The sequence below is a fragment of the Aquabacterium sp. genome, assembly GCF_016195855.1.
Lineage (GTDB): Bacteria > Pseudomonadota > Gammaproteobacteria > Burkholderiales > Burkholderiaceae_C > Aquabacterium.
The window spans coordinates 61,920-74,887 of the sequence record NZ_JACPYU010000014.1 but is presented as its reverse complement, the minus strand read 5'-3'; the positions used below and the strand labels follow the sequence as shown (position 1 = coordinate 74,887).

At 65.1% G+C, this 12,968-nt stretch carries 13 protein-coding genes; 8 read left to right on the top strand and 5 right to left on the bottom strand.

The window, feature by feature from the left end; all coding sequences use genetic code 11:
* Positions 1-256: 256 nt before the first annotated feature.
* Complete coding sequence (locus HY019_RS12060) at positions 257-634, top strand: hypothetical protein (protein ID WP_290692378.1); 378 nt, start codon at positions 257-259, stop codon at positions 632-634.
* A gap of 87 nt (positions 635-721) precedes the next feature.
* Here HY019_RS12060 and HY019_RS12055 read toward each other — a convergent pair whose 3' ends face one another.
* The 4 genes from HY019_RS12055 to HY019_RS12040 form a co-directional block, all read right to left on the bottom strand.
* Complete coding sequence (locus tag HY019_RS12055) at positions 722-982, bottom strand: DUF1488 family protein (RefSeq protein ID WP_290692376.1); 261 nt, start codon at positions 980-982, stop codon at positions 722-724.
* 99 nt (positions 983-1,081) lie between these two features.
* Complete coding sequence (locus tag HY019_RS12050; RefSeq protein WP_290692374.1) at positions 1,082-2,146, bottom strand: XdhC family protein; 1,065 nt, start codon at positions 2,144-2,146, stop codon at positions 1,082-1,084.
* Between the two features lie 4 nt (positions 2,147-2,150).
* On the bottom strand, positions 2,151-4,391 hold the full coding sequence (locus HY019_RS12045) for a xanthine dehydrogenase family protein molybdopterin-binding subunit (protein ID WP_290692372.1): 2,241 nt from the start codon (positions 4,389-4,391) through the stop codon (positions 2,151-2,153).
* A 10-nt stretch (positions 4,392-4,401) separates the two neighbouring features.
* Positions 4,402-4,875, bottom strand: a complete 474-nt coding sequence (locus HY019_RS12040; RefSeq protein WP_290692370.1) for a (2Fe-2S)-binding protein — start codon at positions 4,873-4,875, stop codon at positions 4,402-4,404.
* A 221-nt stretch (positions 4,876-5,096) separates the two neighbouring features.
* Here HY019_RS12040 and HY019_RS12035 point away from each other — a divergent pair, with 221 nt between their 5' ends.
* Positions 5,097-5,993: an AraC family transcriptional regulator gene (locus tag HY019_RS12035; protein WP_290692368.1), complete on the top strand. Its 897-nt coding sequence runs from the start codon at positions 5,097-5,099 to the stop codon at positions 5,991-5,993.
* A 24-nt stretch (positions 5,994-6,017) separates the two neighbouring features.
* Here HY019_RS12035 and HY019_RS12030 read toward each other — a convergent pair whose 3' ends face one another.
* Positions 6,018-6,899 carry a LysR family transcriptional regulator gene (locus HY019_RS12030; RefSeq protein ID WP_290692366.1) on the bottom strand — a complete coding sequence of 294 codons (882 nt, stop codon included), beginning with the start codon at positions 6,897-6,899 and terminating at the stop codon, positions 6,018-6,020.
* A 100-nt stretch (positions 6,900-6,999) separates the two neighbouring features.
* Between HY019_RS12030 and HY019_RS12025 the strand changes: the two genes are divergently transcribed.
* The 6 genes from HY019_RS12025 to HY019_RS12000 all read left to right on the top strand — a co-directional run bounded on the left by HY019_RS12025 (position 7,000) and on the right by HY019_RS12000 (position 12,935).
* Positions 7,000-8,205: an MFS transporter gene (locus HY019_RS12025; protein ID WP_290692364.1), complete on the top strand. Its 1,206-nt coding sequence runs from the start codon at positions 7,000-7,002 to the stop codon at positions 8,203-8,205.
* 110 nt (positions 8,206-8,315) lie between these two features.
* Positions 8,316-9,653 carry a lytic murein transglycosylase gene (locus HY019_RS12020; RefSeq protein ID WP_290692362.1) on the top strand — a complete coding sequence of 446 codons (1,338 nt, stop codon included), beginning with the start codon at positions 8,316-8,318 and terminating at the stop codon, positions 9,651-9,653.
* Between the two features lie 172 nt (positions 9,654-9,825).
* Entirely contained in the window at positions 9,826-11,049 is a 1,224-nt protein-coding gene (locus tag HY019_RS12015; RefSeq protein WP_290692360.1) for a DUF6801 domain-containing protein, read from the top strand.
* Positions 11,050-11,189: 140 nt separating this feature from the next.
* Positions 11,190-11,513 carry a helix-turn-helix domain-containing protein gene (locus HY019_RS12010; protein WP_290692487.1) on the top strand — a complete coding sequence of 108 codons (324 nt, stop codon included), beginning with the start codon at positions 11,190-11,192 and terminating at the stop codon, positions 11,511-11,513.
* Entirely contained in the window at positions 11,500-11,979 is a 480-nt protein-coding gene (locus tag HY019_RS12005) for an SRPBCC family protein (RefSeq protein WP_290692358.1), read from the top strand. The genes HY019_RS12010 and HY019_RS12005 overlap by 14 nt, the downstream gene beginning before the upstream one ends.
* 59 nt (positions 11,980-12,038) lie before the next feature.
* Positions 12,039-12,935 (top strand): hypothetical protein, encoded by an 897-nt coding sequence (locus HY019_RS12000; protein ID WP_290692356.1) that lies wholly within the window; start codon positions 12,039-12,041, stop codon positions 12,933-12,935.
* Positions 12,936-12,968: the final 33 nt, after the last annotated feature.

The following is a 12,968-nucleotide window of genomic DNA, read 5'->3' as shown; positions in this document are numbered from 1 at the left end:
TGCCTGCAACAGTCCGGGCTTGCTTGATGAGGCCGTTTGCCTATTGAAGGCTTGCCGCGCCGGTCATGTGGCCAGCGTGGCCGGACTATAGGCCGGGCCAGAAATTTGCGCCCCCCAATGGTTAGGGAGTAGCCGAACATCGCCCCCCTACTGATCGATGAAACAGATGACCAAGGACACCTAGGCTGGATCGGCGCACAGGCGCTAACCTGCGCAACTCCACATCACCTTTTTGTTCGACAAGGAGGGTGCGACCATGGGCTACTGTGACGAGTTCTACAAGAAGGACAACATCCTCGGCTACACCGGCGACTTGATGGACAAGCCCACCGTGTATTTCGCCGACGCGGGTGCCTTGAACCCCAGAACCGTTGAGGTCAATGGGCAGCAGCAGGTGCTGGTGAAATTTGGCCGCATCACGCAAGACCACCCTCACAAGGACAATATTGGCCGAGGCAAGGTGCACGAGTGCTATTCGTACTCCATCTCGAACATCCTGCAAAAGGATGGGCAAGAGCAGGCCCAGGAATGCGTCTATGGCCGGCGCGAACTGAAGACCATCGGCATGAGGGAGAAAGGCGGCGAGGGTGAACACCTTTCATTCCATCGAAGCCGCCACGTTTCGAGTCAGTGACCTCGGGCAACATCGACATTCTGGCGCTGGCCATCACGGCTTTCCCCAACGCGAAGGACAAGGTCCACGAGGACTGATCAGGGCCCGTCAGGAGGCCACGATGCCCAGATCGTGGCGCTTGAGGATCACCGGTTCGCGGGCGCCTTCGGCCACGCGCCGCATCACCGCGGCATGGATCTGATCGCGGTGTGCCGCGTAGATCTTCAAGGGATCGCCTTCATCGGTTCGGCCACGGAAGCAATACGAGAGGATTTCCCGGCCGATGATGGCGCCGATGCCCTCCTCGCCTGTGGGCACCCAGAAGCGGACACTTCCCGATGCCTCATGGAAATAAGGGTCGAAAGACATGTCGCGCTCCAGCAAGGTTGAGTGCGGGAGCATGGCACGAGCGGGGCCAAATGTCTGTGTGCTGCCTCAACTAATCTTCTGTGTGCACACGATCAAGGCTCAAACGGCACAGCCCGCCATGGTGGCTTCATCAAGGCCCGGCGTTTCGGGCATGTCGGGTGCCTCGTGCTGCGACTTGCCCACCGCCACATGGGCTGGCGCCGGCAACTGCACCCCGTTTTTCACGGCCACCACCTCGGCCAGGATGGACAAGGCGATCTCGGCGGGGGTCTTGCTACCGATGTACAGGCCTGCCGGCCCATGCAGCGATTGCAGCGCGGCCTCCGGCACATCGAAGTGCGTGCGCAGGCGCTCCCTGCGGTGCAGGCTGTTGCGGCGCGAGCCAATGGCGCCCACGTAGAACGCATCAGACTGCAAGGCATCGATCAAGGCCAGGTCGTCCAGCTTGGGGTCGTGCGTCAGGGCCACCACCGCGGTGCGGGCATCGGGGCGCAGCCGCTGGACCAGGTCGTCGGGCATCTCGTCGCTGACCGTCACACCAGGCAGGCTCCAGCTCGCGCGCTGCTCTTCACGCGGGTCGCAGACGATGACCTCGAAGCCCACGCTCAAGGCCATCTCGCAGAGGTAACGTGACAGGTCACCCGCGCCGATCACGATCAGGCGCGCTTGCGGCCCCAGGTAGGTGACCAGTTGCCGCTCGTCCATATGGGGCACGCCGTCGCGCCGGCCCGCGCGTAACTCGACCTGGCCGCTGCGCAGATCCAGCACGCGCTCGGTGCTGCGCCGCTGCTGGCAGGCCAACAGCAAGTCGTCGAGCCGGCTGTGCGGTGATACCGGCTCCAGTACCAGCTCGACCGTGCCGCCACACGGCAGACCAAAGCGGTGTGCCTCATCCGCCGAGATGCCATAACGCAGCACGGCGGGTGTGGATGTGGCGCACGCGGCCTGCACGCCGCCTTCGCGGATACGGTGGATGAGGTCGTCCTCGATGCAGCCGCCTGACACCGAGCCCACGGTCTCACCCCGGCCGTTGATGGCCATGAGCGAGCCCGGTGGCCGGGGTGATGAGCCCCAGGTCCGCGCGACAGTGACCAGCACCACGGGCAAACCGGCCGCCTGCCAGCTCACGGCGTTGCGCAAGACCAGGGTGTCGAGGTCTTCCATGGGCTCAGGCCAGCTTGAAAGGCAGGTTGCGCACAGGCTTGCCCGTCAGCTTGGCGATGGCATTGGCAAAGGCGGGCGCCAGGGGCGGCAAGCCCGGCTCCCCCATGCCGGTAGGCGCATCGGCGCTGGGCACGATGTGCACGGCGATCTCAGGCATGTCGGTGATGCGCGGCACCACGAAGTCACCAAAGTTGCGCTGCTGCACCTCACCATCCTTGAGCGTGATGGCCGCACCAGGCAGGCACATGGACAAGCCCATCAGCGCAGCACCCTGCACCTGCGCTTCGATGGTGCGAGGGTTCACGGCCAGGTTGCAGTGCACGCCGCCGGTCACCTTGTGGAGCACAGGCCGACCTTGTTTCACCGAGGCTTCCACCACATAGGCCACCACGGTCTCGAAGGACTCGTGCACGGCCACGCCCCAGGCGCGCCCGGCAGGCAGGCGCTTCTTGCCATAGCCGCTCTGGTCCACCGCCAGCTGCAAGGCGGCACGGTGGCGCGGGTGCTTGTCGCCGAACATCTGCATGCGGTAGGCCACCGGGTCCTGCTTCGTGCTGCGCGCGATCTCGTCGATCAGGGTCTCCATCACGAAGGCGGTATGGGTAGAGCCCACGCTGCGCCACCACAGCACCGGCACGTTGACCTTGGGATGGTGCACGGTCAGGCGCATGGGGATGGGGTACGGCTCGCGCATGCCTTCGGGCGCGGTGGCGTCGATACCGTTCTTCACCATGCCGCCTTCAAACAGCGTCCCCGTGGTGATGGACTGGCCAACCAGCACATGCTCCCAAGCCAGCACCTTGCCCTGCTCGTCAAAGCCGACGCGCGCCTGGTGCAGGTGCATGGGGCGGTAGTAGCCACCACGGATATCGTCTTCACGGCTCCAGACCATGCGCACCGGTACGTTCAAGCCTGCTGCCCGTGCGGCCTTGGCGATCTCGCAGGCCTCGACCACATAGTCACTGGTGCCCACGGCGCGTCGGCCAAAGCCGCCACCGGCCATCTGCACATGCATCGTCACCTGCTCGGGCTTGAGGCCCAGCACGCGTGCGGCCGCATTGCCGTCCACGCCCGGGAACTGCGTGCCCACCCACAGGTCGGCTTTGCCATCCGATATCTGCACCGTGCAGTTCAAGGGCTCCATGGGCGCATGCGCCAGATAGGGGAACACGAACTCGGCGTCGATGTGCCGTGGCGCCTTGTCCATGGGTGCCATGTCGGCATCGAACTGGCGCGGGCCGGTCTGTTTGGCCAGCTCGCGGTACTGGGCCAGTTGCTTGTCGCTGTCGACCTTCTCGACCGAGGCGGTGTCCCACTCCAGCTTGAGGGCATCGCGCCCCTGCTTGGCGGGCCAGTAGCCATCGGCCACCACGGCCACGCCTTCGGCGCCACGGTCCAGTGGCACGCGCAACACGGCCTTCACACCCTTGATGGCGCGGGCGGCGCTGTCGTCCACGGACTTCAGGCGCGCGCCGAACACCGGTGGGTGGGCGACCACGGCGGTCAGTTGGCCGGGCAGATGAACGTCGATGCCGAAGTCCTGGCGACCACTGCTCTTGGCCTTGGCATCCAGGCGGTTGGTGGGCTTGCCGATGAGGCGGAAGTCCTTGGGGTCCTTGAGGGCAATCTTCTGGGGCACAGGCTGGGCCATGGCGGCCTCGGCCAGCTCACCATAAGTCAGCTTCAAGCCGCCTGGGCCAAGCACGGTGCCGGCCTGTGTGCGCAGTGTGGCCACGTCCACCTTCCAGCGCGCGGCGGCGGCGTTCAACAGCATGACGCGGGCACGCGCACCCAGCTCGCGGTATTGCGTGAAGCTGTGCTTGATCGAGTTGGAGCCGCCCGTGAGGTGGATGCCCCAAAGCGGGTCGGCATAGGCCGGGTCACTCGAACCGTGTCGCGCGCGCACCAGGCTCCAGTCGGCATCGAGTTCTTCAGCCAGGATCATGGGCAAGGCGGTCTGCACACCCTGGCCGAACTCCAGCCGGTTGACGACGACGGTGACCTCGCCATTGGGCGCGATCTGCACGAAGGCCGATGGCTGCTGCGTGGGCTTGAGTGCGCCGTCGGCCGGGGTGCTGCCCTGGGCCGCACTGGTCAAGGGGAAGGCACCCAGCGCCAGGCCGCCGATGCCGGCAAGCTTCAGAAAGCTGCGGCGTGGCAGGGTGGTGGCGTCGTCAGGTTGGCTGCGGGCAAGCAGGTGTTGCAGGGCGCGCGGCATCTCGCGTTGGTCGATGTGGCTCAACATGGCAGCTCCTTCAAGCAAGGGCGCGGGCAGCATCGGCCACGGCAGCGCGGATACGGGCATAGGTGCCACAGCGGCAGATGTTGCCGGCCATGGCCGAATCGATCTCGGCAGCACTGGGCTGCTTGCCACGTGGCAGCGATTTGAGGAAGGCCGTCGCGCTCATGATCTGGCCGCTCTGGCAGTAGCCACACTGGGCCACGTCGTGCTTGACCCAGGCCGCGTGCACGGCGGCACCAACACGGTCGTGCCCATCGGTCACCGCCTCGATGGTGGTGATCTTCTTGCCCTCGGCCGCCGCAATGGGCGTGACGCAGGAGCGGATGGCCTGGCCGTCCAGGTGCACGGTGCAGGCGCCGCACAGCGCCGCACCGCAACCGAACTTGGTGCCAGTCATGCCCAGCGTGTCACGCAAGGCCCACAGGATGGGTGTGCCGGGGTCGGTATCGACCGTGTGCTCCCGGCCGTTGACGTTGAGCTTGCTCATGGTGGGTGTCTCTCCGGTTAAGTGGGCGCAGGCAGGGGCGCAAGTAGGCCAATGCGTTGCATGCTAATGAGTTTGGAGTGTGCCCGCCAGTCCCATGATGGGCTTGCCGTTTTTGCGGCTTGTCTTGCCTTTTTCAACGAGTCTTCAGCAGGATGAGGCCCACTCGAAACCGGCACAGGTAAAGTCGCAGACGAGAAACCACGTTCACTGAAAGGCTGGCCATGCCCGTCGACACCTTGGCCCACGCGCTGGGCCAGATTGCCCGAAATGATGGCCGCCATCAAACGGGCATCCCCGAACTGTCCGTCTACCGAAGCAGTGTCAAGACGGAGCCCACCGCTTGCTTTTACACCCTGGGGCTGGCCATTGCGGCACAAGGCGACAAGCAGGTCACCCTCGGGGATCAGGTGATCACCTACGGGCCCGGGCAATCCTTGTTGACCACGGTTGATCTGCCCGTGGTTGCCCATGTCACGCGGGCCAGCCTGGCCCAACCTTATCTGGGCATGCTGCTGACCCTGGACACACGCGCCCTGGTTCAACTGGCCACCGAGATGGACATGCCACCGCTGCCACGTGAGCAGGCGCCACGGGCCATCTCGCTGTGTGCCCTGGAGGCGCCGTTGGTGGATGCCGCCATTCGCCTGGTCCAGTTGCTGGCGCAACCCCAACTCATGGCCCACCTCGCCCCCTTGATCCAGCAAGAGATCATGGTGCGGCTGCTGACAGGCCCTCATGGGCCCTACCTGCGGCAACTGCTGGCCGCGGGCTCACCCAGCCATCAGATCGCCCGCGCCATGGCCTGGCTCAAGCAGCACTTCCGCAACGATGTGCTGATGGATGAACTGGCCGCCACCGCACACATGAGCCCATCCACATTCCGACAACATTTTCGCCAGCTCACGGGCATGAGCCCCGTGCAATACCAGAAGCAATTGCGCCTGCAAGAGGCCAGGCAATTGATGCTCAACCAGGATCTGGATGCCAGCAGCACGGCTGCCCGCGTGGGCTATGAGAGCGCCTCACAGTTCAGCCGTGACTACAGCCGCCTGTTTGGGGCCCCCCCGCAACGCGACATCAAACGCATGCGGGATGCCCAAACCGAGCCGCAGGCTTGAGCCCACCTAAGCCCCCTAAGCCCCCTAAGCCATCTTGCACGCCTGCACGAAGTTCCTCACGGCAGGTGAGGTGTTCTGATGGTGAACGGCCAGCCCCAGCGTGGCAACGGGCGCAGGCCCACTGATGTCGACATAGCTGACACCCACGACATGGATCTGGGACAGCGAGGCCGGCACGATGGACACGCCCATCTCTGCCGCAACCAGGTTGATCACCGACGCCAGCTGGGGCGCTTCCTGCCCCAGGCGTGGCTCGAACCCCGCGGCCGTGCAGGCCTGGATCACCGCGTCATACAGGCTCAAGCCCACCGAGCGGGGAAACAGCACGAAAGGCTCATGAGCCAGGCGGCTCAGCTCGATGCGCTTGCGCCCCGCCAAGGGGTGCGATGAAGGCAGCGCCACCTTCATGGGCTCGTCCTTGAAGCGCAGCACATCCATCTCGGTCAAGCCAGATGAAGCCGGCCGCAGGAAGGCAGCGTCCACGGCGCCATGGAGCAGGCGCTCTGTGAGCTTGGTGGTGTTGTTCTCCTCCAGGATGAGCTGCACATCTGGCCATTGGCGCCTGAAGTCACGGATGGTGCGGGCCACCACCGGATGGAAGGAGGCGGACCCGGTGAACCCCACGCGCACCGTGCCCGTTTGCCCCATGGACGCCCGCACGGCGGCGTGGCGCGCCTGCTCGGCCGCCTGCAAGGTGTGCTGGGCCTCCTTCTGAAAGGCCTCGCCCGCAGCCGTCAGCGACACACCCTGAGACGTGCGGTGAAACAGCTCGACACCCAGCCAGCGCTCCAGCTCTTTCAACTGCTGGCTCAAGGGTGGCTGGCTGATGCCCAGCCTGGCGGCGGCCCGGGTCACGTTGGACTCCGCTGCCACCGCCAGGAAATAGCGAAGGTGTCTCAGCTCCATGGCCATATGCAATACATATGATGATGTCATCGATAATATATTGGACATATTGCCAGCACAACCAGACAATTTGCACTCACGCCATTGCCAGGTTGGAACCATGCCCTCCGCCTCATCGCTCAGACAAGGCCCCCTCGCCCTGTTCCTGATCGGCTTCGTCACGTTCGCGCTGCTGTATGCGGTGCAGCCCCTCTTGCCGGCGTTTGCGCGCGAGTTCCACCTCAGCGCAGCAGACAGTGCCCTGGCCTTGTCCATGTCCACAGGGCTTCTGGCGCTGTCCATCCTGTGCAGCGCCATGGTGGCCCGGCGAATGGACCGCCGCCAGTTGATGCTGGGTGCCATCCTGATGGCCACCTTGCTCAATGGCTTGTCTGCCGTTTGTACCGACTGGTGGCAGGTGCTGATCTGCCGAGCGTTCATGGGCGCCTTCCTGGGCGCCGTGCCGGCCACGGCCATGGCTTATCTGGGCGACACGGTCGAGGTATCGCGGCTGGCCAGGAGCATGGGCCTGTATGTCGCGGGCACGGCCATGGGCGGCATGAGCGGCCGCGTGGGCATCGCCGTCATCGCCGACCTCTTCGGTTGGCGTGCAGGGCTTCTCAGCATGTCGGCGTTGTGCCTGCTGGCGGCGGCGGGCATTGCGCTCATGATCCTGAACAAGCGCCCGCTGCCTGCAAGCGCGCCGCCATCCAGCACGGCACCGCTGTTCCCCTGGCGTGACCTGCTGACCCACCCCACCCTGCCCAAGCTGTTCCTGTGTGGCGGGATCGCGTCGGGCATTTTCGTCACGGCCTACAACTACGCGGGCTTCCACCTGCTGTCAGCGCCCTTCCAGTTACGCCCGGCCCAGGTGGGCCTGATCTTCAGCTGTTATCTCTTTGGCGTGGCCTCGTCCAGCCTCAGTGGCCGATGGGTGGAGGCCATGGGCAGCACGCGGGTATTGAAATGGTCCTGCGCCACCACAGCCCTTGGCATCGTGACCACCCAGGCAAGCCATCTGGCCGCCTTCATCCTGGGGCTGTGCCTGATGACCGGCGGCTTCTTCGCCATGCACGCGGTGTGTTCAGGGCTGGTGGGCAAAGTGGCGGGGCCGTGCAAGGCACAAGCCACGTCGCTCTACCTGCTGGCCTACTACATTGGCTCCAGCGCCCTGGGTTATGCCGGTGGGTGGTTGTGGGATCACGGTGGATGGCCCGCACTGAGCGTGGGCTTGATGGCGGAGCTGGGCGTGTTCATGCTGTTGATCCGCGCCATGGAGCGGCAGCCCGCAGCGCCCTTCTCTACCCCTGCTCGGGCAACGGTCTGATCCCGCCGCCTGACCGAGGCTATGGCATGCTCGGCAAAGGCCGCATCGGCCACACCATTTCGCCAGAAGGACGCCGCCTGTGCGGCCAGCCCTCTGCTTTCGGAGCATGCATGCCATCCAGGCTTTCTCACATCCACATCCAGGCCAGCACACTGGTGACCGCACTGGCACTGGCTGCCCTCTCGGGCTGCGCGTCAAGCCCTGCGCCCAAGGTCGCGCCCACGGCCACGACACCCGCCAACGCTACACCACCCGCCGCGCCCGCTTCCGCCATTGAAGGCCAGGCCACCACCCAGCCCCTCGCCAACAACGACGCCACCGTGAACGAGCGCTTCGCGCAGTGGGTGGCGAACTTCCGCGAAACCGCCCGTGCAGCCGGCATCGACGAGGCCACGCTGCATGCGGCACTGGACGGTGTGCGCCTGCGCCCACGCGCGGTCGAGCTAGACCGCGCCCAACCGGAGTTCACGCGCACCTTGTGGGACTACCTGGACGCCATCATCTCGCCGCAACGCATCGCAGCGGGCCAGCAAAAACTCGCGCAGCTTCAGCCCGAAGCCGATGCAGCCAGCACCCGCTACGGCGTACCCGGCCCCATCCTCATGGCGGTATGGGGCCTGGAGAGCAACTACGGCAGCAACTACGGCGATGTGCCTGTTTTCGATGCCCTGGCCACCCTGGGCTTCGAGGGCCGGCGCGAGGCCTGGGCCCGCAGCGAATTGCTGGCGGCGCTCAAGATCGTGCAGCGCCGTGAGATCGAGAAAGACCGCATGGTGGGCTCGTGGGCAGGCGCCATGGGGCAGACTCAGTTCATGCCCTCGTCCTACCTGGCCTACGCCGTAGACGCCGATGGCGACGGGCGACGCGACATCTGGGGCAGCATGGCCGATGTACTGGCCTCCACGGCCAATTTCCTGGCGCGCTCGGGATGGCGGGCCGAGGAGCCCTGGGGTACCGAAGTCCAACTGCCCGCAGGCTTCGACCCCGCCCGCGCCGACTCCGGGTTACGCCAGACCTCGGCTCAATGGGCCGCAGAGGGTGTGCGCACCATGGACGACACCCCCTTGCCTGCGCTGGCTGATGCATCGGTCCTCCAGCCCGCTGGCGCGCGTGGCCCGGCCTTTCTGGTAGGCCGCAACTACCGCACCGTCCTGCGCTACAACAACTCGACGAGCTATGCGCTCACCGTGTGCCTGCTGGCCCAGCGCATCGCGGGGGGCGCCACGGTACAGGCATCGTGGCCACGGGATCTGCGCGCACTGAGCCGCAGCGAGGTCCTGGCCTTGCAAACCGCCCTGAACCGCAAGGGTTTCGAAAGCGGCAAGCCCGATGGCCAGGTCGGCCCGGCCACGCGCAGCGCCTTGCAACAGTACCAGCGCAGCATCGGGCTGCCCGCCGATGGGTTCCCCACGGCGGACTTGCTCACACGCCTGCAGCAGGAGCCTTGATGGCAACAGGCCCGCAGCAGGAGCCAAGTAAGGGGCGGTAAAGCGTCAGCCCCGGCCGTTGCCGGGTGCATCTCGCTATTCTTTGCGGAACGCGCACCGTTAAATTGCACTCATTCCCACAAGAGGTGTGCGTGGCTCTGCCCGAAAACCGCATCACTAGGAGAAGCACCCCATGAATCCCTTGTCCCTCCTGCGCCGCATGCGTGGGTCGTTCGCGCTGCTGGCCCTTGCCGCCGCACTGGCCCCGTCCACATCGAGCGCGCTCGACCCCCAACTGGTGCCGTCGATTGGCGCCGACACCGGCCGTTTCACCCTGCCCATCTCCTGCCAGATCAGCGTGGGCACCCTCAAGCTCATCAAGATCGGCGGCACCGTTGACATCCAGGGCATCGCGCCCGTTCAACTCGGCCCAGGCCAGGTCTTTTACCTGTCGCAAGGCAGCGGCGCGCTGACACTGCCGGCCTGGCTCACCACGCTGGGCGGGATCGTCACCATCAACAAGGCCGACGCCGTCATCTCCAGCCTGCGGATCGGCGCCACGCGCTCGACCCCGGCCACGGTCGACCTGGCCAAACTCTATGACCTGAGCGTGGCGGACGTCCCCGTTCAGGGCGGCAAGCCCCTCACCGTTGGCCTGCCCAAGACGGGCGACTTCCGTGTTGGCCCCTATGTGGCACCCGCCGATGGCCGGGTCCAGTTCCGCTTCGAGGGCGCCACAGCCGACGTGACGCTCAAGAGCTCGATTGGCCTGAAGATCAAGGTCCATGCCGAGTGCCTGGCCTCGCAAGGCAACGCGCTGCTGTCGGTCGCCGTGGGCAGCCAGGTCGATGCGAGCAAGCCGGCTCTCTATGAAGGCGAGCCGCTGTCCTACCCGACGGTTGCGGCAGGCAACCTCATCGGCATCGTGAACGCGCCCTACAAGTGCGACATCGGTGGCCAGCAATATGACGTCGGCGTGGCCGTCGGTGGGGTCATCCCGCTCGCGGTCAAGCGCGCCGGCAGCCTGTCGATCACCCAGGCCTCGGGCGCGATCACCCTGCCTGCCACCACCGTGAACCGGCTGATGGATGCAGGCGTGACCACGGTGCAAGGCAAGGTTGACGAACTCAAACTGATCGTTGACAACGGCACGCCGGCGAACCCGAACGTGCTGCCTGGCGGCACGGCGATCCCGGCCACCACGCTCCAGCGCAACACGGCGGTGGTTGTCTCGCTGCCAACCACAGGCACCGTCACGGCCGGGCCGTTCCAGCCAGGCACAAGCGCCGCGTCGATGGTCATCGGCATGGGCAGCGCAGCCGCATCGCTCCAGTTCAACGGCAGCAGCCAGGTCGTCCCCGTGAGTTGCCCCAAGCCTGAGCCAGATGCCCTCCTGGTTGATGCGCCGATCATTTGATGTCGGTCTGATACCCGCGTGAACTGAAGAGCGCCGGTGCCTGCCTCGTGTGGGTGCCGGCGTTTTCCTCCTTGACATGCAAGCAATTACTTGCATATTATTCATCCCAACGCACCCAGACTCATCCGCCCATTTTGGATATCGACAAAGTTTTCAAGGCCCTGGCAGACCCCACGCGCAGGCAGTTGCTGGACCTGCTTCACAGCGACAACGGCCAGACGCTCAGCGCCTTGTGCGAGCACATGGCCATGACACGCCAGGCCGTGACCCAGCACCTGCAACTGCTGGAGCAAGCCCAGCTTGTGGCCGTGATCTGGCAAGGGCGGGAAAAGCTGCATTACCTCAACCCGGTGCCGCTGCACGAGATCTACGAGCGCTGGATCTGCAAGTTCGAACGCAGCCGCCTGAGCGCGCTGCATGCCCTCAAACAGAAACTGGAAGGTGATCAAGATGACGAAACCTAGCTTCGTGTATGTGACCTACATCGCCACGACACCAGAGAAGGTGTGGCGGGCCTTGGTCGACACCGACGTGACGCGTCAGTATTGGGCGGACCCGATCGGGAGCTGCGCGCCGCACTTCAACGTATCGGACTGGAAACCCGGCTCGACCTGGGCCCATCAACGCGCCGACGATACCGCTGCCATCGACATGGTGGGCAAGGTGCTGGAGAGCCAGCCGCCACAACGCCTGGTGATCACCTGGGCCAGGCCGGCCGATGCCGAGGATGAACGCAAACACTCGCGCGTCACCTTCGACATCGCACCGCACGGCGACAAGCTGGTGTGCCTGACAGTCACGCATGAAGACCTGGAGCGTGATCCGCAAATGTTGGCCGGCATTTCGGGCGGCTGGCCCAAGGTGCTGTCGAACCTCAAGTCCCTGCTGGAGACAGGCCATGCGTTGCCAAGGGTCTCGTCAGCTGGCTGAGCCTGTCGGCTATCCTTGGTGTCAAGAAGCCCCATCCGCAATGGGCTCAAGGGAGACACATGATCAAGCAAGCTCGCGCCTGGCTGTTCAGACGCGCACACGCGGCGCTGTCGATCGCCATCGCTGGCGCCGCCACACTGGTACTCGTGTGCCCGATCCAGGCCAACGCACAGACAACCAGCAAACTGAGCCCGCCTTTGGCGCCGCCAGAATTTGATGCGGTGATCCATGAGATCCAGCAAATGGTGGGCACCAAAGAAAACGACGTGAAGGACTTCGTGGTACGCGAGGCCACGCCCGAACGCATTCAACGGCTTTACGCCATGCCGGAGCTGCTCAAGCAACGCAAGGTGGTTCGAGAGAACGGGCTCATCTTCGCCGGGCAAGGCACCCTGCTGAGCTTTGACAAGCCGTCCGACGTGATCAACAAGGTGGCCGGCTGGTTCCCCGAAGAGGTGGCGGCAGCCCGCCAGGCACCTGATCAGCGATTTTTCACACACCTGCACCTGTATGGCCCCTATGCCTCATGGCAGGACGAGCCCGCGGCCTTCATGGCCATGTGGAACTGCATGCCCCAGCTTGCCTGGATCACACCGGATGCGGACCCATTCCGCCGTCGACTGAAAATCAGCTCGTTGAGCATGTGGGGCATTGCAGCCACCAGCTCGGACAGCCTGGAAGGCGACTTTGGCTTTTGTGTTCGCGAACGCAGCGGTCACAGGGCTGGCTGGACACCAGAGGCTCGCCAGGCCAACCAGCAGGAAGTTCGCGGCATCGGCGCGCGGGTAGCAGCCTTCCTGCCCGGCAAGTTCTCGCGCTTCCTGGCCAGAGAAGGCTGCAGCGGTACCGGGCCCGATGACTGCGTCATGGTGCTTCGCCTGTGGGCCAGCCTCACCCCCCGCCGATCCGGAGTTGGCATCGGCCCTTGCACGGCTGGAATCGCTGGTGCAGCTTGATGCCCCCTTGCCACCGCTTCACAAGCCGTCCGA